This is a genomic window from Paenibacillus xylanilyticus, assembly GCF_047246825.1.
Classification (GTDB): domain Bacteria; phylum Bacillota; class Bacilli; order Paenibacillales; family Paenibacillaceae; genus Paenibacillus; species Paenibacillus xylanilyticus_B.
The window spans coordinates 966504-988462 of record NZ_JBFOLB010000002.1 but is presented as its reverse complement, the minus strand read 5'-3'; the positions used below and the strand labels follow the sequence as shown (position 1 = coordinate 988462).

The 21959-nt window shown below is 48.6% G+C and carries 16 protein-coding genes and 1 riboswitch; of the genes, 13 read left to right on the top strand and 3 right to left on the bottom strand.

Going from position 1 to position 21959, the window contains the following annotated elements; genetic code table 11:
• Nucleotide 1: 1 nt before the first annotated feature.
• From galE to ptsP, 10 genes are all read left to right on the top strand, one after another.
• Nucleotides 2-991 carry a UDP-glucose 4-epimerase GalE gene (gene galE / locus AB3N00_RS19175; protein WP_413035997.1) on the top strand — a complete coding sequence of 330 codons (990 nt, stop codon included), beginning with the start codon at nucleotides 2-4 and terminating at the stop codon, nucleotides 989-991.
• A gap of 15 nt (nucleotides 992-1006) precedes the next feature.
• On the top strand, nucleotides 1007-2605 hold the full coding sequence (locus AB3N00_RS19170) for a UDP-glucose--hexose-1-phosphate uridylyltransferase (protein WP_413035996.1): 1599 nt from the start codon (nucleotides 1007-1009) through the stop codon (nucleotides 2603-2605).
• Nucleotides 2606-2891: 286 nt separating this feature from the next.
• Nucleotides 2892-3479 (top strand): MSMEG_1061 family FMN-dependent PPOX-type flavoprotein, encoded by a 588-nt coding sequence (locus AB3N00_RS19165; RefSeq protein ID WP_413035995.1) that lies wholly within the window; start codon nucleotides 2892-2894, stop codon nucleotides 3477-3479.
• 92 nt (nucleotides 3480-3571) lie between these two features.
• A complete protein-coding gene (locus AB3N00_RS19160; RefSeq protein ID WP_413035994.1) occupies nucleotides 3572-4735 on the top strand; it encodes an iron-containing alcohol dehydrogenase in 1164 nt (387 codons plus the stop codon).
• Nucleotides 4736-4955: 220 nt separating this feature from the next.
• Nucleotides 4956-5492, top strand: coding sequence for a protease (locus AB3N00_RS19155; protein ID WP_175397209.1), 537 nt, complete (start codon nucleotides 4956-4958; stop codon nucleotides 5490-5492).
• A gap of 54 nt (nucleotides 5493-5546) precedes the next feature.
• On the top strand, nucleotides 5547-7094 hold the full coding sequence (locus AB3N00_RS19150; protein ID WP_413035993.1) for an SPFH domain-containing protein: 1548 nt from the start codon (nucleotides 5547-5549) through the stop codon (nucleotides 7092-7094).
• A gap of 164 nt (nucleotides 7095-7258) precedes the next feature.
• Nucleotides 7259-8113 (top strand): glucose PTS transporter transcription antiterminator GlcT, encoded by an 855-nt coding sequence (gene glcT, locus AB3N00_RS19145; protein ID WP_175397210.1) that lies wholly within the window; start codon nucleotides 7259-7261, stop codon nucleotides 8111-8113.
• Nucleotides 8114-8400: 287 nt separating this feature from the next.
• The gene (ptsG, locus tag AB3N00_RS19140; RefSeq protein ID WP_413035992.1) at nucleotides 8401-10455 is read left to right on the top strand and encodes a glucose-specific PTS transporter subunit IIBC; all 2055 of its coding nucleotides are present in this window, start codon (nucleotides 8401-8403) and stop codon (nucleotides 10453-10455) included.
• A gap of 78 nt (nucleotides 10456-10533) precedes the next feature.
• Nucleotides 10534-10809 carry an HPr family phosphocarrier protein gene (locus AB3N00_RS19135; RefSeq protein WP_036617010.1) on the top strand — a complete coding sequence of 92 codons (276 nt, stop codon included), beginning with the start codon at nucleotides 10534-10536 and terminating at the stop codon, nucleotides 10807-10809.
• Complete coding sequence (gene ptsP, locus AB3N00_RS19130; protein ID WP_413035991.1) at nucleotides 10802-12514, top strand: phosphoenolpyruvate--protein phosphotransferase; 1713 nt, start codon at nucleotides 10802-10804, stop codon at nucleotides 12512-12514. Before AB3N00_RS19135 ends, ptsP begins: the two co-directional genes overlap by 8 nt.
• A gap of 256 nt (nucleotides 12515-12770) precedes the next feature.
• Here the strand turns inward: ptsP and gcvPB are convergent, their stop codons facing one another.
• From gcvPB to gcvT, 3 genes are read right to left on the bottom strand one after another with little or no spacing between them, the layout of a single operon-like run.
• On the bottom strand, nucleotides 12771-14324 hold the full coding sequence (gcvPB, locus tag AB3N00_RS19125) for an aminomethyl-transferring glycine dehydrogenase subunit GcvPB (RefSeq protein WP_413035990.1): 1554 nt from the start codon (nucleotides 14322-14324) through the stop codon (nucleotides 12771-12773).
• Nucleotides 14321-15676 carry an aminomethyl-transferring glycine dehydrogenase subunit GcvPA gene (gene gcvPA, locus AB3N00_RS19120; protein ID WP_413035989.1) on the bottom strand — a complete coding sequence of 452 codons (1356 nt, stop codon included), beginning with the start codon at nucleotides 15674-15676 and terminating at the stop codon, nucleotides 14321-14323. Before gcvPA ends, gcvPB begins: the two co-directional genes overlap by 4 nt.
• Entirely contained in the window at nucleotides 15673-16809 is a 1137-nt protein-coding gene (gene gcvT, locus AB3N00_RS19115; RefSeq protein ID WP_413035988.1) for a glycine cleavage system aminomethyltransferase GcvT, read from the bottom strand. Before gcvT ends, gcvPA begins: the two co-directional genes overlap by 4 nt.
• Before the next feature lie 288 nt (nucleotides 16810-17097).
• Nucleotides 17098-17223, bottom strand: a riboswitch (glycine riboswitch).
• A gap of 343 nt (nucleotides 17224-17566) precedes the next feature.
• On the opposite strand from gcvT, the gene gcvH reads away from it, so the two are divergent.
• The 3 genes from gcvH (at nucleotide 17567) to AB3N00_RS19100 (ending at nucleotide 21959) form a co-directional block, all read left to right on the top strand.
• Nucleotides 17567-17959: a glycine cleavage system protein GcvH gene (gene gcvH, locus AB3N00_RS19110; protein WP_413035987.1), complete on the top strand. Its 393-nt coding sequence runs from the start codon at nucleotides 17567-17569 to the stop codon at nucleotides 17957-17959.
• A 415-nt stretch (nucleotides 17960-18374) separates the two neighbouring features.
• Complete coding sequence (locus tag AB3N00_RS19105; protein WP_413035986.1) at nucleotides 18375-19829, top strand: PTS mannitol transporter subunit IICB; 1455 nt, start codon at nucleotides 18375-18377, stop codon at nucleotides 19827-19829.
• A gap of 39 nt (nucleotides 19830-19868) precedes the next feature.
• Nucleotides 19869-21959 carry a BglG family transcription antiterminator gene (locus tag AB3N00_RS19100; protein WP_413035985.1) on the top strand — a complete coding sequence of 697 codons (2091 nt, stop codon included), beginning with the start codon at nucleotides 19869-19871 and terminating at the stop codon, nucleotides 21957-21959.

Sequence of the window (21959 nt, the reverse complement as noted above, 5' to 3'; positions counted from 1 at the left end):
GATGGCAATTTTGGTGACAGGTGGAGCAGGGTATATTGGTTCTCACACGGTAGCAGCTTTGCTGGAGCGTGGTGAGGAAGTCGTTGTACTGGACAATTTGCAGACAGGACATCGGGAAGCATTGCTGGGTGGCAAGCTGTATGAAGGAGATCTGCGTGACAAGGAGCTTTTGGCGAAGCTGTTTGCTGAGAATTCCATTGATGCAGTCATTCACTTTGCAGCCAACTCGCTGGTCGGCGAGAGCATGAAGGATCCGGTTAAGTATTACGACAATAACGTGTTCGGCACATTGTGCCTGCTGGAAGCGATGAACGCAGCGAATGTACGCCGCATCGTATTCTCCTCTACGGCTGCCACATACGGGGAGCCTGAGAAAGTGCCGATCGAAGAGAGCGACCGCACCGAGCCTACGAACGTCTATGGCGAGACCAAGCTGATGATGGAGCGCATGATGTCCTGGTTCGATAAAGTACAGGAAATCAAATACGTATCCCTGCGTTATTTCAATGCAGCTGGTGCACATGAAAGTGGCAAAATTGGTGAAGACCATCAGCCAGAGAGTCATTTGATCCCACTTGTACTGCAAACGGCATTGAAACAACGTCCGCACATTGCCGTGTTTGGTGACGACTATGCTACAGAAGATGGAACCTGCGTCCGCGATTATATTCACGTCAGTGACCTGGCTGATGCGCATCTGCGGGCTGTCGATTATCTCCGCAAAGGGGAGAACAGCAACGTGTTTAACCTGGGGAATGGTAAAGGCTTCTCGGTAAAACAAGTCATCGAAACAGCGAAAAAAGTGACCGGACTTGATATCCCGGTTGTACAGGAGCCGCGTCGTGCAGGTGATCCGGCCGTACTGGTAGCATCGTCTGCCAAAGCAAGATCGGTACTGGGATGGAATCCGACATGGACCAACCTGGAAGATGTCATTCAGAGTGCCTGGAGCTGGCACCAATCCCATCCTAACGGCTACGGAAAAAACTAGGAGGCGAACATCCATATGTCACAGACCCATAATGCTGCAGACAACACAGACCGGACACCGGAGCAGCAGGAAGCACTGCATGCCATTGAACGTCTGGTTGCATTTGCCTTACAGAACAAGCTGATTGAAGAAGCGGATCGGGATTACAGCCGCAACCTTCTGCTGGAACAGTTTGGATTTTCTGAGCCTTATGCCGGAACATTGAACGAGAGTGTACTGGATGGACCGCAGTCTTTGCTGGATACGTTAATTGACTATGGTTTTGAAATTGGACTCATTCCGGAAAATACCGATACGTACCGCGATTTGCTGGATGCAAAAATCATGGGTCAATTGATGGCCCGTCCGTCCGAGGTGGTGCGCGCCTTCCGCCATACGGAGCAAACAGAAGGTATCGAAGCAGCCACATCTCAGTTCTATGAGCTGTCGATTCACTCCAACTATATCCGCATGGACCGGATCTCGAAGAATGTGTACTGGACACAGGAAACGCCGTATGGCGATATGGAAATTACAATTAACCTGTCCAAACCGGAGAAGAGTCCGAAGGAAATCGCCATGGCTAAACTGCTTCCGCCGCCGGTGTATCCGAAATGTCAGCTGTGCCGTGAAAATGTGGGGTATGCAGGCCGGGTAAACCACCCGGCGCGTCAAAACCTGCGTGTCATTCCATTGGAATTAAACGGTGAACCATGGTTCTTCCAATATTCGCCGTATGTGTACTACAACGAGCATTGCATCATTTTCCACCATGATCATGTGCCAATGAAGCTAACTAAAGATACCCTGCGCCGGCTGCTTGCTTTCGTAGGTGAGTATCCGCATTACTTCATCGGCTCGAATGCGGATCTTCCGATCGTGGGAGGTTCAATCCTGACACATGACCATTTCCAAGGTGGACGTCATACGTTCGCGATCCAAAATGCCAAACCTGAAGCGGTATTCCGTCATGCCAAGGCGCCTGGGCTTACACTCAGTCTGGTGAAATGGCCGATGTCGGTTCTGCGTCTCGCTTCACATGATCCAGCGGAACTGCTCGAAGCGGGTAACGCCGTGTATGAAGCGTGGAAAGTCTATAGTGATTCTTCCGTAGAGATTGAAGCCTTCAGTGATGTGGATGGAGAGCAAATACCTCATAATACGGTAACACCTATTGTTCGTCGCAGTGCGGAGGGTGGATATGAGATGGATCTGGTTCTGCGTAACAATCGCACGAATGATGAACATCCGGAGGGCATATTCCACCCGCATCGCGAAATGCATCATTTGAAAAAAGAGAACATTGGGCTTATCGAAGTTATGGGGCTTGCGATTCTCCCAGGTCGGTTGAAAGAAGAACTGGATGGAATTGCTGATATTCTCGCTGGGGACACCCAACTTGCTGAATCTGCCAAAGCTTCGGATCATGCCTTGAATCAGCATCTGCGCTGGACAGAAGAATTGAGAGAACGTTTTGGTTCCAACTTGAATAAGGAACAAGCCGTCGCTCTGGTTCAGCAGGAAGTAGGCCTGAAATTTGCCGAGATTCTGGAACATGCAGGGGTCTACAAATACGATGAAGCAGGACGTCAGGCTTTCCGTCGATTTGTGGCAAGCATGGGATATACAGAGTAGCAGCAGCAGGTAAGCAGCAGAGTCAGGCAAAGGAGAATAAATTAAAAGGGATAGATGAGCAGAATACAATCTGCTCATCTATCCTTTTTTGGTTCAATCAGAAAAAGATAACGATATATTAATAACTTCAATGATTCAAAAGCAATTGCAGTCCATTTAGTACCACTTTTAGCCATACACATTGAATATAGGACCATGGCAGAAGCTGGGTGTTCATTGTATAATGTGAGAAAGGTTATCACAGGTTGATAAAATAACACGAATCTAAGGAAACGGGGATGAATAAATGGAAAAGCAGCCACTAAACATACCGCTGATCACCGATGCAGAAGAACTGCAAACCATGGTGGGTGAGCCGCATGAACACGTGAGAAACAAGGCGATATCGTTTGTGGACTCCCATGTTCAACACTTTCTATCCATGTCTCCACTGTTTTTCCTGTCCACTTCTGATGGTGAAGGGAAAAGCGACGTATCTCCAAGGGGGGACGGAGCAGGATTCGTCAAGGTTCTGGATCAATATCGGCTGGTCTACCCGGAACGTCCCGGCAATCGCCGAATTGACTCCCTGTTAAACATGTTGTCTAACCCTGGCGTGGGCATGATCTTCCTGATCCCAGGCATGAATGAAGTGTTACGGATTAATGGAAAGGCCTCCATAACCAAAGATGAGAATTTTATCAACAGCATGGGCTGGACTGGCAAAACGATCGGAGCAGCGGTCATTGTGGACGTGGAAGAATGTTTCATCCATTGCCCGAGAGCATTCAAGCAGGCAGGAATATGGTCCTCAGAGACTTGGGTGGATCAGGAGAATCTGCCATCGACCAGTGAAATGTTCCGTGCCCACCTGCAAATCAACGGGTTGTTATAAAGTGAGTGACTATGGATTTGTTTTTATAAAATCGGGGTACTATAATTGGAGTTGCACAAATATTCTAACTCCATTGGAGGCGACATAGATTTATGAGATCTTTTCAATTTTATAACCCTACCCGGCTGATTTTCGGTAAAGGACAATTGGAAGCGTTGAAAACGGAAGTGCCGAAATACGGCAAACGGGTATTGCTTGTATATGGCGGCGGAAGTATTAAACGCAGTGGTTTGTACGATCAAGTGATCGGATTGCTCAAGGAAATTGGAGCAGAGGTTACGGAACTGGCGGGCGTTGAACCGAACCCGCGTCTTTCGACGGTTCATAAAGGGGTAGACCTCTGCAAAACAAATGATATTGAATTGATTCTTGCAGTAGGCGGCGGTAGTGTGCTTGACTGTGCCAAAGCGATTGCTGTAGGCGCGAAGTACGATGGCGACATGTGGGACTTTGCTCAGCGCAAAGCGGTTGCCCAGGATGCACTTCCACTTGGTACCGTGCTGACTATGGCGGCGACTGGTTCTGAAATGAACTCCGGTTCTGTGATTACCAACCAGGATACACAGGAAAAACTGGGCTGGGGCAGCGCGTATTCCTTCCCTGCGTTCTCCATCCTTGATCCGGTGAATACATATACCGTGCCTTTGGATCAGACGGTGTACGGCATGGTTGACATGATGTCCCACGTATTGGAGCACTACTTCCACCTGGATGCCAATACACCGGTACAGCTTGGCTTCTGTGAAACTATTCTGCGTACAGTTATGGATGCGGCACCTCGATTGGTAGAGGATTTGGAGAACTATGAGCTACGTGAGACCATTCTATACTGTGGAACAATGGCGTTGAATGGCGTACTCAACATGGGACTTGCCGGTGACTGGGCAACCCACAATATTGAGCATGCCGTGTCTGCTGTGTACGATATCCCTCATGGCGGGGGCTTGGCCATTCTGTTCCCGAACTGGATGAAACACAATCTCGACGTGAATGTAGATCGTTTCAAACGTCTGGCCATCAACGTGTTTGAGGTTAACCCTGAAGGCAAATCGGACAAGCAGATTGCAGAAGAAGGAATTGAAGCCTTGCGCAAATTCTGGACGTCCATCGGGGCACCTAGTCGTCTCGCAGACTATGACATTGACGACAGTCAGATCGATGTCATGGCTGACAAAGCAATGCTCTTTGGCCCATTTGGTAACTTCAAAAAGCTGCAGCGTGAAGATGTTGTATCCATTTACAAGGCATCTCTGTAACTCAAAAACAAGCAGTCCATTTATTAATAAAGACCGCAAATATCCATATATTGGAGATTTGCGGTCTTTTTGTGTGAAATATCATTTAGAATAACCATTATCGGGTCTGAGATACAAATGAGGAAAGATTTTGAAACATTATGCCGATTGCTACGTATTTATTTACATGAGGAATGCCCAGTTAGTTTGGATTTGCGGCAGAAGAGAGGAGGAACGGGGGATGGAGACAATCTATTGGGGGTGTCTAATCGGAGGAGCCATTTTTGCGATTGTCAGTCTTGTGCTGGGTGACTTGATTGATGGTTTGCTGGATGGGGCCTTTGAACTGCCAGGCATTGATTTTCTCAAACCTGTTGTGCTTGCCGGTTCCATTACGGCCTTTGGCGGAGCTGGAATTATGTTGACACGCTATAGCTCGGTGAGTGCGATTGCGGGACTTATTTTATCCCTGCTTATAGGTATTGCTGCTGCCATGCTGGTATTCTTTGCATATATCAAACCGATGCGCAACAGTGAGGTTTCTATCGCTTTTTCGATGAAAGAGCTTTCAGGGAAAATAGGGGAAATTACGATTCCAGTACCTGAAAAAGGCTTCGGTGAAGTCATGATCCGTTTTGCTTCCGGTAATACGATTCATACGGCGTCCAGCTTCGAACATCGCCCCATTGCGGCGGGAGCGCGTGTTGTTGTGGTGGACGTTACAGAAGGTGTACTCCGTGTGGCGGAATGGGATGAAGATGTACTTAAAGACGTCTAGTCGAACGTGTAGCGAAATGAATCTACTCATCAAGAATTAAGGGGAGAGATGTGAATGAATTTGGATATGGATATGTTGTTGGTTCCTGCAATTGTGGTAGGTGTAATTCTGATTCTTGGATTGGCCTTCTGGGCGAGATACAAAACGGTGGGTCCGGATGAGGCGATGATCGTCACAGGTTCTTTCCTGGGCAACAAGAATATTTCGGAAGATGAATCCGGTCGCAAAATCAAAATCGTACGCGGTGGCGGTGCCTTCATCTGGCCTGTGTTTCAACAGTCCGAATTTATCTCATTGCTGTCCCACAAGCTGGATGTATCCACGCCTGAAGTGTACACAGAGCAGGGTGTGCCGGTTATAGCAGATGGGGTTGCCATTATCAAAGTTGGCAGTGCTGTGGAGGATGTAGCTACAGCAGCTGAACAATTCATCGGTAAACCCGTTGAAGCATTAAGAGGCGAAGCACAGGAGGTTCTGGAAGGGCATTTGCGGGCCATTCTCGGAACGATGACTGTGGAAGAAGTGTACCGAAATCGGGATCGATTCGCACAAGAGGTTCAGGGTGTGGCTGCACGAGATCTGAAAAAGATGGGCCTGCAGATTGTATCTTTTACCATTAAGGATGTTCGTGACAAACAAGGGTATCTGGATGCGCTCGGTAAGCCGAGAATTGCAGCGGTGAAGCGGGATGCCGAGATTGCTGAAGCTGAGGCGATGAGGGATGCCCGGATTCAGAAAGCCAATGCGGAAGAGCAAGGGCAGAAGGCAGAATTGCTGCGTGATACCAATATCGCGGAAGCTGCCAAAGAAAAGGAATTGAAGGTAGCCGCGTTTAAGCGGGATCAGGATACAGCTAAAGCCGAAGCGGACCAAGCTTATCATATCCAAGAAGCACGTGCGAAACAGACTGTAGTGGAAGAACAGATGAAAGTGGAACTTGTGCGTAAAGAACGTGAGATTGACCTGAAGGAAAAAGAAATTACCGTACGTGAGAAGCAGTATGACGCCGAAGTGAAGAAAAAAGCGGAAGCTGACCGTTATGCTGTTGAGCAGGCTGCGGAAGCGGATAGAACAAAAAGAATGCGTGAAGCAGAGGCGGTTCAATACTCGATTGAAACGCAAGCCAGAGCAACAGCAGAACAAAAACGGCTTGAAGGTCAGGCGGTTGCGGATGCAGAACGGGCCAAGGGTACAGCGGATGCAGAAGTCATTCGTCTGCGCGGTCTGGCAGAAGCCGAAGCGAAAGAGAAACTGGCGGAAGCGTTCCAGAAGTTTGGCGAGGCTGCTGTACTCGATATCATTGTCAAAATGCTGCCTGAGTTGGCAGGTAAAATTGCAGAGCCGATCTCATCCATTGATAAACTGACTGTGGTAGATACAGGTAAGGGTGAAGGGGCAGCGCGTGTAAGTAACTATGTCACCGAGTTAATGTCTACGGCTCCGGAGATGCTTAAGAGTGTATCCGGTATTGATGTAGAGCAATTGATTAAAGGGTTGACCAAGTCCAAAACACCTGTACCGGTTGCTGTCCAGCAGAGTGAACCTGCAACCACTCCATCTGTACTAGATAAGATTGTGGAAAGAGCTGGAGCTGAGGATTAAGACTACATGAATGATGCATGAAGCTCTATTGACCTTAACGTGATTTTTTGTTACTTTTTAAGCGAGACGTTCGGCGCGGTATGCCCGCGCCAGACGTCTTTTCGTTGTTAATGAGGATGTGACTGAATCGCATTCAAGATGGTGTGAAAAAAGAGGTGCAAACATTGAGCAGCCTGCATGTAAACAAAGCGCTAAATAATAATGTAATTATTGCACAGCATCCTGAACATGGAGAAGTCGTCGTCATCGGTAAAGGCATTGGCTTCAACCGGAAAACGAATGACATCATTCCCTTGATGGCTGTGGAGAAGATGTTCATTTTGAAGAATCAGCAAGAGCAAGAGCAGTACAAACAGCTTCTTCCACAGGTGGATGAAGCTTTGATCGAGATTATTAACGAAGTCATTACGTATATCGCAGAGCGTACGGATGTTCCGCTCAACGAGCATATTCACATCGCATTGACTGATCATATTTCTTTTGCACTAAAGCGCAAAGAACAGGGCATTGTCATACAGAATCCGTTTTTATATGAAACACGTGAGATATACCCTGAAGAATATCGCATGGGAGATTACGCTGTTCGTCTCATCAAGGAGAAACTGGGTGTCGATCTGGGTATGGATGAGATTGGATTTATTGCGCTTCATATCTACAGTGCCATGACGAACCAGAATATATCTCAAGTACGTGAGCATTCGCAACTCATTACCGATCTGGTGGGCATCGTTTCTGATCATTTGGATTATTCATTTGAGACGGAGTCCCTGGACTATTCCCGGTTGCTGACTCATCTGCGATTTGCATTGGAACGTGTTCGGCGGGGAGACAAGGTGGAAGAACTGCACAAGCTGGATTCCCTGTTGAAGTTGGAGTACCCTGAAATGTACTCGCTTGCATGGAAACTGACCAAAGTGATGGAACGCAGATTAAATCTACCGGTTTATCCGGCAGAGGTTGGTTATCTGACCATCCATCTCCAACGGCTGAACCAGAGGAAAGAAGAAGAGAAGAAGTGAATTATTACCATCCATGGAATTCAGTCCGGAGAATTTTTGTGTAAAGGCTTGCACTGTTTTTGAAGTGATGCTACAATGGTGTCCGTAATCAAGCAACTGAATAAACATAAGCGACGTGTTACTGACTCGATCAGGCATGAGTTTCTAGAGTGTGATTGTTCTTACCTTATACAGGGTATGCTATACCCGAAGGTTGGTACGATTCACTTTATTAGCTCATGCCTTTTTTGTTTTCCCTTGCTTGCATCACGACATATAGAATTAGACGAAAGGGTGAATACGACGCGATGTTTAAAAAGCTTTTTGGCGTCTTGCAAAGAGTAGGTAAAGCTCTTATGCTGCCTGTGGCGATTTTGCCAGCGGCGGGCTTGTTGCTCGGTATCGGTAATATGCTGGTGAATCCGGACTTCTTGCAATATGTGACGGCGCTAGATACCCCTTGGGTGAACTCGATCGCGACGATCATGATGAACGCAGGTCAGATCGTATTTGACAATCTGGCGTTGCTATTTGCTGTCGGTGTGGCCGTCGGGCTAGCCGGTGGCGAAGGCGTGGCAGGTCTTGCGGCCATCATTGGTTATTTGGTCATGAACGTTACTCTGGGTACAGCCGTTGGTGTAACACCAGCAATGATCGGCGAAGTACCGGGTTATGCCAGCATTTTGGGTATACCAACGCTGAGTACAGGTGTGTTCGGAGGTATCATTATTGGTATTGCCGCCGCGCTATGTTACAATCGGTTCTTCAAAATCGAGCTGCCGTCTTACCTTGGGTTCTTTGCGGGTAAACGTTTCGTTCCGATTATCACCTCTGTTGTATCCCTTTTGTTAGGGTTGCTTCTGGTGGTTATCTGGCCTCCCATTCAAAGTGGGCTGAATGCCGTATCTCACTTCATGGTAGATACGAGTCCGACCTTGTCGGCATTCATTTTCGGAGTCGTGGAACGGTCACTTATTCCGTTTGGACTTCATCACATTTTCTACTCCCCATTCTGGTTTGAATTCGGCGAGTATGTGAACAAGGCCGGAGACGTTATTCGTGGAGACCAGCAAATCTTCTTCAACCAATTGCGTGACGGCGTGAACCTCACTGCGGGAACATTCCAAGTGGGTAAATTCCCGTTCATGATGTTTGGTTTGCCAGCTGCGGCACTTGCGATGTACCATGAAGCAAGACCGGAGCACAAAAAGTATGTTGCAGGGATCATGGGTTCAGCTGCGCTGACCTCGTTCCTTACAGGGATTACAGAACCGCTTGAATTCTCGTTCCTGTTTGTGGCGCCAGTACTGTTTGCAGTACACTGTATCTTTGCAGGTTTGTCTTTCATGACCATGCAAATTCTCGGCGTCAAAATCGGGATGACGTTCTCCGGTGGATTCATTGACTTCCTGATTTTCGGTATTATCCCGAACCGTACACCTTGGTGGAATGTCATTATTGTTGGCTTGATTCTTGCCGTGATCTACTACTTCGGATTCCGAATGATCATTCGCAAATTCAACCTCAAAACACCGGGCCGTGAAGAGGCAACTCCTGAAACAGCTTCCGGTGGAGGTTCAGGTTCAACCGATGATCTGCCACACAACATTCTTGCAGCCTTTGGTGGTCAGCAGAATATCAAACATCTGGATGCATGTATTACTCGTTTGCGGATTGAAGTGAATGAGAAATCCAATGTAAATAAAGATCGTTTGAAACAATTAGGTGCATCTGGCGTGCTTGAAGTGGGTAATAATGTACAGGCCATTTTCGGTACACGTTCAGATACAATCAAATCCCAAATGCAGGATATCATTGCTGGACGCACCCCGGCACCGACACCAGCTGCGGATGTCACACCAACTCCTGAAGAGGAGAAGGCACAGGGAGCAGAAGGTGAGCGCATTATTGCCGAAGATATCGTCATGCCAGTAAATGGTGAATTGATGGATATCACTAATGTACCTGATCCGGTCTTTGCCGAAAAAATGACAGGTGACGGTTTCGCTGTTCTGCCACATGATGGCAAGATTACATCGCCTGTGTATGGTAAAGTGTTTAACGTATTCCCTAGTAAACATGCTGTCGGCATCATGTCCGACGGAGGCAAGGAAGTACTGGTTCATATAGGTGTCAACACGGTGAAGCTGAAAGGTCAAGGCTTCAACGTGCTCGTGCAGGAAGGCGACCTGGTATCGGCAGGTCAACCGATTATGGAAGTGGATCTGGAGTATGTGAAAGCTAACGCTCCATCCATTATCTCACCAGTCATTTTCACCAATCTGCCAGAAGGTTCCACAGTGACCCTGAAGAAGAGTGGAGTACTGAAAATTGGCGATCAGCCAATCATTGAGATAAAATAAGAAGTGTTCCGACAATGGCAAGCAAGTGTAAATATACGCAATGCCTAAATTAAACTACTTGAAAGTGAGATGATTGTAATGCAACAAACATTCAGAATTACAGACGAAGATGGTATCCACGCACGTCCGGCGACAGCCCTGGTTAATACAGCTAACAAATTCAAAGGTGCAGAATCCTTTGCAGAAGCTAACGGTAAAAAAGTAACATTGAAATCCATCCTGGGTGTTCTTTCCCTTGGTCTGGAACAAGGCGACACCATCAGCATCATCGTTGAAGGCGAAGGCGAAGCTGAAGCTCTTCAAGCTCTGACTGACGTTATGGTTAACGAAGGGCTGGGCGAAATTAATGCTTAATGTTTCCGGGATCGCGGCTTCGGCGGGTATTGCTATCGCCAAGGCGTTTATCTTGGAGCATCCCGATTACTCTGTAGAAAAACGCCAAATCACCGACGTTGACGCAGAGATCGCTAAACTCGACTCAGCACTGGGCAAGTCCCAGTCTGAGCTTGAGGCGATCAAAGAGCGTACTTTACAAGAGCTTGGCGAGAAAAAAGCTGAAATCTTTGCTTCGCATTTGCTCATTCTGAATGACCCGGAACTGATTGATCCGGTTAAGGCAAAAATTGCTGATGAGAAAGTGAATGCGGAATTCGCTTTGAACGAAACAGCATCGCAATTTATCTCCATGTTCGAGAACATGAAGAGTGCTTATCTGCAGGAACGTGCAGCAGACATGCGTGACGTTACCAAACGTGTGCTGAATCACTTGCTTGGTATCGACTTCATGAGTCCGGCTGAGATCAGTGAAGAAGTGATTGTGCTTGCGGAGGATCTGACGCCTTCCGATACAGCTCAATTGAACCGTCAATATGTTAAAGGTTTTGCAACCAACATTGGTGGTCGTACTTCTCATTCCGCTATCATGGCTCGTTCCCTTGAAATCCCGGCTGTCGTTGGAACCAAAGATATCCTGGCTCAAGCGAAACAAGGCGATTTGATTATCGTTGACGGCTTGGATGGTCATGTTTTGGTTAATCCGACGGATGAGGTTGTTGCAGAATATCGTTCCAAACAGGAGCAGTATGATGCACAACGTGCCGAGTGGAGAAAACTGCGTGACGAACCAACCGTAACGGTGGATAATGTTCATGTGGAATTGGCAGCCAACATCGGCACGCCGAATGACGTTACAGGTGTTCTGGAGAACGGTGGAGAGGCTGTAGGCCTGTACCGTACCGAGTTCTTGTACATGGGCAGAGACAAGCTTCCTTCCGAGGATATTCAGTACAATGCTTACAAAGCGGTATTGGAGAAAATGGAAGGCAAACCTGTTGTCGTTCGTACACTCGATATCGGTGGAGACAAAGAGCTTCCATATCTGGATCTGCCAAAAGAAATGAACCCATTCCTCGGTTTCCGCGCAGTTCGTCTGTGTCTGGACCGTCTGGATATTTTCCGTACTCAATTGCGTGCATTGCTGCGTGCAAGTGTACATGGTAATCTGCGTGTCATGTTCCCGATGATCGCAACACTGGGTGAATTCCGTGAAGCGAAAGCTGTCCTGCTCGAAGAGAAGGATAAGCTGGTAGCCGAAGGTATTGCTGTTTCCGACAGCATCCAACTGGGCATCATGGTCGAAATTCCTTCGACTGCGGTTCTGGCGGATCAATTTGCCAAAGAGGTTGATTTCTTCAGTATTGGAACAAACGATCTGATTCAATACACTATGGCTGCTGACCGCATGAATGAGCGTGTCTCCTATCTGTACCAACCTTATAATCCTTCCATTTTGCGTTTGGTTAAAATGGTCATCGATGCAGCGCATCGTGAAGGAAAATGGGTTGGCATGTGCGGAGAGATGGCGGGAGACGAAACAGCAATTCCGCTGCTGCTCGGTCTCGGACTGGATGAGTTCAGCATGAGCGCAACATCCATTCTGCCAGCTCGTAGTCAGATCACCAAGCTGTCCCGTGCGGACATGCAGGAACTGGCTGCCAAAGCTCTCGATATGCAAACGGCTGAACAAGTGGTTGAATTGGTTCAAAGTATCAAAGCGTAATTTTGCCGGGGTTTCTTCCGGATGTTAAGGTCTTTTCTTTTTCCGATTAATGGGCTGCAGAAATGCAGCGATATTGCCGGTATCTGCGATCAAGCGGATGCCGGCTTTTTTTGTGCGCCAATATAGGAAAGGTAATGACGATGAGAGAGGGGACTTTAACAGGAATGAGGGATACGAAAACTGAAAGTAAAGTGAAACAAGCTCTTGCTGATGTGTATACGTCAGCAAGAGCTTGTTTCTTAAATTCCTATAGTGTTTAGCTGCAAGCACAGTTCAGAACAGGTTTACGAGCCGCAGTTGTCTCATCCAGACGGGTAACCGGTGTACCGTAAGGAGCATTCAGTACCAGTTCAGGTGTCTCTTCTGCTTCCTTGGCAATCCGAATCATCGTATCAATGAAGCCATCAAGCGTCTCCTTGCTCTCCGTTTCCGTTGGCTCAATCATGATACATTCCTCAACGTTGAGCGGGAAGTATACGGTTGGCGGATGATACCCAAAATCAAGCAGTCGTTTGGCCACATCCAGTGTCCGTACACCATATTGTTTCAGTCCCCGACCAGACATGACAAATTCATGTTTACATACGCCTGGATACGGAATCTCGTAGTAAGGAGCAAGACGTGCCATCATATAGTTGGCATTCAGTACGGCACATTCGGATACCCGGCGCAAACCTTCCGGTCCATAAGTACGAATGTAAGCATAGGCGCGTACCAAAATGCCGAAGTTGCCGTAATACGCTTTGACCCGGCCGATCGATTGATCGCCTTCACGATCCAGTGCGTACTGTCCCTGATCATTCTTGATGACCATCGGTTTTGGCAGGAACGGAATCAGACGGCTTTTTACGCCAACTGGTCCCGCACCAGGACCGCCTCCGCCATGAGGGGTACTCATCGTTTTGTGCAAGTTCAGATGCACGACGTCGAAGCCCATATCACCAGGGCGGGTGATGCCCATAATGGCATTGGAGTTGGCACCATCATAATAGAGCAGACCTCCAGCTTGATGCACGATTGAGGCAATCTCCTGGATGTCCTTTTCAAACAATCCAAGTGTGTTTGGATTGGTCAGCATCAAGGCCGCAGTATCCGGACCAACGGCTGCACGCAGTGCATCCAGATCCACCAGACCGTCCGCTCGGGATGGTATGGTTATGGTCTCGAAGCCAGCCACGGTTGCACTTGCCGGATTGGTACCATGGGATGAATCCGGCACAATGACTTTGGTGCGCTGTTCACCGCGACCTTCGTGGTAGGCACGAATCATCATAAGTCCGGTCCATTCACCATGTGCACCAGCAGCTGGTTGCAGGGTTACAGCATCCATACCTGTCAGACCTGCAAGGTCGTTTTGCAATGTGTACAGCAGTTCAAGTGCACCTTGAATGCTCGATTCAGGCTGATACGGATGGATTTTGGCAAATCCGCTGTAACGGGCAACATCCTCATTGATTTTTGGATTGTACTTCATCGTGCAGGAGCCGAGAGGGTAGAATCCGTTATCTACCCCGAAGTTACGGCGGGAGAGGGCAGTATAGTGACGGATGACATCGACTTCAAATACCTCGGGCAGTGCAGCTGCTTCCGAACGCAGCATTTCCCGGGGAATCAACGATTCCGGATCTTGACGCGGAACATCACATTCAGGCAGGGAGTAAGCGACACGACCTGGGCTGCTAAGTTCAAAAATCAGAGATTGCTCCGGAGCGGGCGATGCAGTCTGTGCAGTTTGATTCGAGTCGGTCTCGGTTTGGGAAGGAGCTGCCGTGTCCGGCTGTCCTTGAATTGTTTTCATTTCCTGAGTCACAGTGATCCCTCCAATACACGTGCGAATTCGTCAATCTCTTCCTTGCTGCGTCGTTCTGTAACGGCTACGAGCATATGTCCGGCAAGCTCAGGATAATCACGTCCAAGTTCATAACCACCGATGAATCCGGCATCCAGCAGCTTCAGCTGAAGTGCATCGGCGTCTGTTCCTTCAGGCAGTTGGATGACAAACTCATTGAATGTTGGTGCAGTAAACGTTAGGCTAACCCCAGGAATAGCGGTTAACGTATTCAGGGCATAGTGACTCTTTTGCAAATTTAAGTCAGCTACGTCGATCATGCCCTGTCTCCCCATGGTGGACATATATACAGATGCGCTCAGTGCAAGCAAAGCCTGATTAGAGCAAATGTTGGATGTCGCCTTTTCGCGGCGGATGTGCTGCTCCCGTGCTTGCAGCGTCAATACAAAACCGCGTTTGCCGTTGCGATCGGTTGTCTGGCCAACGATCCGGCCAGGAATCCGGCGCATATGAGCCTGGGATACGGCGAAATATCCGCATGTTGGGCCGCCGAGGGAAGCGGCGATGCCAAGGGGCTGCGCGTCGCCAACAACGATGTCGGCACCCAGCTTGCCTGGGGCTTCAAGCAGACCAAGCGCCAGCGGGTTCGCGCTGACTACCAGCAGACCCTTGTGCGCATGTGCGAGGTCTGCAGCCTGTTTTACATTTTCCACGGCACCGAAAAAGTTTGGACTCTGGATCATGACGGCTGCGGTATCGTCGGATATGGCAGCTTGCAGGGCATCCCAGTCGGTGACCCCATTCTGATAACCAACCTCGACAATCTCCAAATTCAAACCGTGAGCGTAAGCCTTCAATACTTGACGAGCTTCCGGATGAACCGTACGGGATACGATCAGCTGTTTACGGCGGGTTGCCGCAGCAGCCAGGTTCCCTGCCTCCGCAAATGCGGTTGCACCATCATACATGCTGGCATTGGCCACGGCCATGCCGGTCAGTTCACAGATATACGATTGAAATTCGAAGATGGCCTGGAGCTCACCCTGACTAATTTCGGGCTGATACGGAGTATAGGCTGTATAGAACTCGGAACGGGAAATGACGTGGTTAATCACGGAAGGAATGTGGTGATCATAAATGCCTGCACCAAGGAAACTGGCGTGTGTCTCAAAATTGGCATTGGCACCGGCCTGTTTGGACATATGGCGCGTCAGCGCATACTCATCCAGTTTGGAGGAAACAGGCAGCTCGCCCTGATAACGAATCTCCTGTGGAATGTCATGAAACAGATCCTCAATCGTGTCCACACCGATGGTCGCGAGCATGGCGCTCTGATCCTGCTCAGTCATGGGAATGTAACGGTGCTTGCTCATGCTTGATCAGCTCCTTGGGTAGGTGTCTTTGACGTGCGTGTCCGTTTATGAAAAGGGGTCTTCACGACCTCGGCTTTCAGTTTCTTGCCGCGAATCTCAATCTCCAGCGGGGTACCTAGCGCAGCATATTTGCTGTCAATCAGTGCGAGTCCCAGATTACGCTTCAGCGTAGGGGACTGTGTGCCTGTCGTCACTTCCCCGATCTGCACGCCTTCGGCGTAGATTGGATAGTGAGGGCGGGGAATACCGCGCTCCAGCACTTCGATGCCGACCAGTTTGCGGGCAGGCCCGTCATTTTTTTGCTGCAACAAGGCCTCGTGTCCGATAAAAGGTCCGGCATTCAGCTTCACAAACATGCCAACCCCTGCCTCCAGGGGGGAGATGGTTGGCGACAATTCCTGTCCATACAGGGGCAGCTTCGCTTCAAAGCGCAGTGTATCCCGTGCACCAAGTCCAGCCGGAACAAGCCCGTGTGGTTCGCCAGCCTGCATTAATCCATTCCAGACTGCAGCAGCCTGATCCGCGGTTACGTAAAGTTCAAAGCCGTCTTCACCGGTATAACCGGTGCGGGAGAGCAGCAATTTTACACCGCACACTTCAGCGTTCTTCACAAAACGAAAAGGCTCAATCGTGGAAACATCAGTATCTGTAACTTTTCCAATAATGTCCACAGCAAGCGGGCCTTGCAGAGCCAGAAGAGCTGTCTCCTCGGAATCATTCTTCATGCTCACCCCAGGGACCATATGCTCTTGCAGCCATGCCCAATCCTTGTCGATATTGGAGGCGTTAACGACCAGCATATAATGCTGATCTTCCAGCTTATACACAAGCAGATCGTCGACCACGCCACCATCCGGATAACACATCAATGTATACTGCGCCTGACCGGGAACCAGTGTAGTCACGTCATTGGTCGTCATTTTCTGCAAAAATGCTTCTGCCTGTTCACCCCGCACGGTGAATTCGCCCATGTGGGATACATCAAACAGACCGGCCCGTTCCCGTACGGCTTCATGTTCCTTCTGAATTCCGCTGAACTGCACCGGAAGTTCCCAGCCTCCAAAATCGATGCACCGTACACCTTCGTATTGCTGATAAAGTGGAAAGAGTGGAGTTCTAAGCAAATCGGACATCAAATCACCTCGTTGTGGCCGCTGCGGGCCGAGTGTGTAGCATGAATGAAGCAGTAATTTTTCGTATAAGTATAATTAAGGCTGCTATAGACAGCGCCGGTTGATCCTGTATTTCTTTTTTTGGGAAAAAGGAAAAGGACAGGCCAAAGAACCGGCATGCCAGAAGCACGCTGTATTCTAAGGCTCTGTCCTTGGTACCTGAGAGTTACCCCGCCGATCAGTTGCAGCAGGTTTCCCCTTGGGTGATCATTACGCCCAGACCGGGCGATTAGATGCTCTCCAGAGTTGCGTCCCGTAAAAGTCCTTTTGCCTGAGAGATTCACCTCCCGCTTGTCGGGTGGTTTACTCCTTCGGCGTTACCGCATGCACATCCAAGACTCGGGTGTCACGGGTAATCTCTCCCTTTACATTCATCCGCGGGTAATGCACACAACGATAAACATTTACTCTCTCATTAAAACGTGAATCCACTATTGATGTCAAGAACGATATCACGGAAAATGATAAAAAACCGAATATTTTTTAGATTGCTAGTATTATTGTTCGTATAACTGAAAAGAGTGCGCTTACTCTTCTATTATTCACCATTATATGTAGAGAGAGGGTATTTCAGTCACAGGCTTTTGTTGTAGAAATCTAAAGATTTTGTGAGGTATCTTGACATTTGAATCCGAAATATCATACGCTAAGTTCTGGGAAAAAGGGTAAGGCCAAAGAAACGCATGCACTCATTAATGAAAAAGCGAGGCGGATATCGATGAGCGAATTGAAAAGTGATTTCCTGTACAGTGAAGAGCATGAGTGGGTGCAAACCGTAGGGGAGGATACTGTACGGATCGGCATTACCGAGTTCGCGCAGCATCAGCTGGGTGACATTGTGTTTGTGGAATTGCCTGACCTTGAATCGGATGTAAAAGCAGAAGACAGCATTGGTACGATTGAATCCGTTAAGACGGTTTCGGATTTGTTTTCTCCGGTAAGTGGTTCTATTATTGCCGTGAATGAAGCACTGCAGGATGCACCTGAACTGGTCAACAGTTCGCCTTATGAAGAAGGCTGGATGATTGAGATTCGTGTTGAAGGTGATCTGACAGAAGCCTTGTCGAAATTGATGAGTGCCGATGCATATCGTAAGCATACAGAAGAGTAGAATGGTTTTGTACTAATTAGCCTATCATTTCAATACAAATAGATGTTTTTGTACGTTTTCTGAGCCTGTGTGAGCCTTGGTGCTTATGCAGGTTTTTTTGTGTTATCAAGACAGACATGGTGGCCAGAAGAGGTGCTGAAGAGTATGAAATGAGCATGAATCGTACAAGCTATACCCTTAAAACCAACATAGTAAATGATATAAGTCACACACGAAAAAGCCTTGAATATCAACGGTTACAGCCTTCCTATCACGATAAAACGATTACATAACCGTAATGTTGTCATCAATGATCATGACGAAAGTACGCTTTCATTTCGTTGAACCGGAGACCAATCTGGCTTAGGATAACAGCAGGGGAGAAATGATACCCCTTTCATAAATTATAATCACTTGATCCGAGGAGGATAATACAATGAGTAACTTGGACCAAACGTCCAATTCCAAAGGCGGTCTCCGGGTAGGCGTTCAACGTTTTGGCCGATTCCTGAGCGGTATGGTTATGCCGAATATGGGGGCATTTATTGCCTGGGGACTGATTACAGCGCTGTTCATTGAAAAGGGTTGGTTCCCTAATGCAACTCTTGCAGAGCTAGTGGATCCGATGATCAAATATCTGCTGCCGCTGCTTATTGGTTACACCGGGGGTACTATGGTGCATGGCCAGCGTGGTGGTGTCGTGGGTGCCATCATGACCATCGGGGTTATCGTCGGTAGTGATATTCCGATGTTCTTGGGTGCCATGATTGCCGGACCTCTGGCCGCATGGGTCATCAAAAAGTTTGATAAAGCAGTTGAAGGCAAAATCAAAGCAGGATTCGAAATGTTGGTCAACAACTTCTCTGCCGGGATTATTGGCGGGATCTTGGGAATTATTGCACTGCTGGGGATCGGACCTGCTGTAGAAGCAATTAGCACAGTGTTGTCTGCTGGCGTACAGGGTCTGATGAATCTGGGCTTGCTTCCGCTGGTCAACCTGATTATTGAGCCGGGGAAAGTATTGTTCCTGAACAATGCAATCAACCACGGAATTCTAACTCCGATTGCAACAGATCAAGCAAGAGAATTGGGCCAATCCGTATTATACATGCTTGAATCCAACCCGGGTCCCGGACTTGGAATCCTGCTGGCCTACTGCTTCTTCGGTCGTGGAACTGCAAGATCCTCTGCACCGGGTGCCGTTATCATCCATTTCTTCGGGGGGATTCACGAAATTTATTTCCCTTACATTCTGATGAGACCGATTTTGATTCTTGCTGCAATCGCAGGTGGTGTGGCAGGTACAGCAACCTTTATGCTCACCGGAGCCGGACTGGTTTCAGCACCTTCGCCGGGTAGTATCATTGCTTATTCCCTGTTAACACCAAAAGGCGGATATCTTCCGATGCTCGCAGGGGTGGCTGTAGCCGCCATCGTTTCCTTCCTGGTTGCAGCGCTGCTGCTGAAAACAGGTAAACAAAAGGAAGAAGATCTGGAGTCTGCATCCAATCGGATGAAAGACATGAAGAGTCAAGGAACTACGCCGAATGCTGCCATTACGGCGGATAACCGTGAAGCAGACAGAGCAGCGGATATTGCTTCTTCTGCTGTGAAAACCGATGTGAAGAAAATCGTCTTCTCCTGTGATGCCGGTATGGGGTCCAGTGCCATGGGGGCTTCCATTCTTCGCAAGAAGATGAAAGCAGAAGGGATTGACGTTGCGGTAACCAATACGGCAATCAGTGATATCCCGCAGGACGCAGACGTTGTCATTACGCAGAAGACATTAACGGACCGTGCCCGCAGCGTGGCACCGAACGCAGAACATATTTCCATCGACAACTTCCTAAAAAGCCCGGAATACGATGCGCTCGTTGAACGTCTGAAGTAACAGGCTGCGATCGTTTTCCCTGAGCCGGAGGCTTGAGATATGAGTATTACGAAAAGACAGCGTGAAATTGTGGAGTTCCTGCTGGAACACCCGCATGAGGTAACAGCCGGCGAAATTGCAATCGCGGTAAAAGTCAGTACCCGAACTGTTCATCGGGAGCTGCAGATGATTGAGAAGTGGCTTGAGCCATTAGGCATGAAATTAGAAAAAAAATCGGGGACCGGGGTCCGTATTGACCCTGGTTCCAACGATTTGGCTGCACTGCGTCAGCAATTGGAGCTTAACGAATACGTGGAGTTTACGCCGGAAGAGCGTAAACTCTTCATGCTTTGCATTTTGCTGGATGAAGCGGAGCCCGTAAAACTGCTTGCGTTGTCATCAGATTTGAAAGTGACGGTCTCCACGGTGAGCAATGACCTCGATGAGCTGGAGCCCCGAATTCGGCAGGCTGGACTGAAGCTGGTTCGCAGACGGGGATACGGGGTGAAGATCAATGGAAGTGAAACAGCTTATCGGGCAGCGATTGCCGGGCTTGCGCTTGAATTTCTGGATGAGTCGGATCTGTTTGGAAGACAACCCGAGCAGGGAGTTTCCAAGGTGAATCAGAAGCTGCTGAGCATGATTGGCCACCGTGACGTACTGACGGTCGAAAATGCCTTGTGGCAGCCGGATATTGATTGGCTCGAACATATTCCGGAGCGACAATATACGAAATTGCTTATTCAATTATCCGTTGCACTGGCACGCATACGCAAAGGGTTTACGGTGGGGCGAGGCACTGCACAAAAGACGATACACTCGTCTACTTTGGACATGAATGTACCTGAATATATGGCCTCCCGGTTATGCGGTGTGCTGTCCAGTCAGCTTGGGATATCGTTTGCCAAAGAAGAACAGAACTATCTGCACAAACTATTAATAGAAACAGAGCAGCTTATTCACTCCACACGTTTACTGCCTGTTGACGACCTGGTGCTGCTGGATATGGTTCGTTCCCTGATGGATCAGATGCAGGGGAGAACCGGTTATGCATTCCAGGAGGATCGTCTCCTTCGAGAAGGGCTGATTGCCCATATGCAGCCGGTGATGGAACGGATCGGTGGGCAGCAAAGCATACGTAACCCATTGCTTCAACAGATCCGCAGGGATTATGATTCGCTGTTCGTGGAAGTGAAGGAAGCCGTGCAGCAGGCATGGCCGGATACGGACGTGCCGGATGAGGAAATTGGATTTTTGGTCATGCATTTCGGAGCTTCCATCGAGCGTTTGCGTGTGCTGAAGCGTGAGATTCGGGCGATTATTGTTTGCACCAGCGGAATCGGATCCTCGCGGATGCTTTCCAGCCGTTTGTCCAAGGAGATCCCGGAGATTCGCATTATTGACAGTGCATCATGGTATGAAGCCGCGCGGATCCCTGAAGAGGATTATGATCTCATTTTGTCGACAGTCGATCTGCCGATGGAACCACATCAGTATTACAAGGTGAGTCCCTTATTGACGGCAGATGAAAGTGAACGTTTACGGCAGTACATTCAAAATACGACGCTGCAGCGGGAACAAGGCAAGTATGGGGACAGTAAAGGAAGCCGAAGGGCAACTGATCGTAATACGGACCCGGCCGGGCTTGATGCCACGCTCATCGAGATTGTACGTATCATAGGCAAGTTTCAGGTGTTTCCGCTGGATAACCGCAGGATGGGATTTTACGAAACAGCATTTGCTATGTGCAAGGTGCTGCAGGAATCCGGTGTATTAAAGGACCCGGAAGAGATAGCCAGGCTGCTTGAAGCCCGCGAATCGGTCGGCAGTCAGAAAATCCCGGATACATCACTGGCTCTGTTCCACACTCGCAGTGATGTCATCTATAGGCCGTCTATCAGCCTGTTTCAGTTGTCAGAGCCGCTGCTGGTGACGCCGGAAGATTCGGTGGGTGTCAGCCATATTCTTCTCATGGTTGGGCCGAGGGAATTATCCAGGGAGAGCCTGGAGGTTCTCAGCGAGATCAGTGCATTGTTGCTGCAGGACGAAATGATTGTGCTGCTGGAAAAGGGAATACGGGATGATCTTATCCATTACCTTTCCCGGGAGCTGGTTGGATTTTATCGAAGTAAAACTGAAATTGGAGGTTAA

Coding starts and splice junctions, on each gene's coding strand:
- galE (WP_413035997.1), top strand. CDS start 2: ATGGCAATTTTGGTGACAGGTGGAGCAGGGTATATTGGTTCTCACACG.
- AB3N00_RS19170 (WP_413035996.1), top strand. CDS start 1,007: ATGTCACAGACCCATAATGCTGCAGACAACACAGACCGGACACCGGAG.
- AB3N00_RS19165 (WP_413035995.1), top strand. CDS start 2,892: ATGGAAAAGCAGCCACTAAACATACCGCTGATCACCGATGCAGAAGAA.
- AB3N00_RS19160 (WP_413035994.1), top strand. CDS start 3,572: ATGAGATCTTTTCAATTTTATAACCCTACCCGGCTGATTTTCGGTAAA.
- AB3N00_RS19155 (WP_175397209.1), top strand. CDS start 4,956: ATGGAGACAATCTATTGGGGGTGTCTAATCGGAGGAGCCATTTTTGCG.
- AB3N00_RS19150 (WP_413035993.1), top strand. CDS start 5,547: ATGAATTTGGATATGGATATGTTGTTGGTTCCTGCAATTGTGGTAGGT.
- ptsG (WP_413035992.1), top strand. CDS start 8,401: ATGTTTAAAAAGCTTTTTGGCGTCTTGCAAAGAGTAGGTAAAGCTCTT.
- AB3N00_RS19135 (WP_036617010.1), top strand. CDS start 10,534: ATGCAACAAACATTCAGAATTACAGACGAAGATGGTATCCACGCACGT.
- ptsP (WP_413035991.1), top strand. CDS start 10,802: ATGCTTAATGTTTCCGGGATCGCGGCTTCGGCGGGTATTGCTATCGCC.
- gcvPA (WP_413035989.1), bottom strand. CDS start 15,676: ATGAGCAAGCACCGTTACATTCCCATGACTGAGCAGGATCAGAGCGCC.
- gcvT (WP_413035988.1), bottom strand. CDS start 16,809: ATGTCCGATTTGCTTAGAACTCCACTCTTTCCACTTTATCAGCAATAC.
- gcvH (WP_413035987.1), top strand. CDS start 17,567: ATGAGCGAATTGAAAAGTGATTTCCTGTACAGTGAAGAGCATGAGTGG.
- AB3N00_RS19105 (WP_413035986.1), top strand. CDS start 18,375: ATGAGTAACTTGGACCAAACGTCCAATTCCAAAGGCGGTCTCCGGGTA.
- AB3N00_RS19100 (WP_413035985.1), top strand. CDS start 19,869: ATGAGTATTACGAAAAGACAGCGTGAAATTGTGGAGTTCCTGCTGGAA.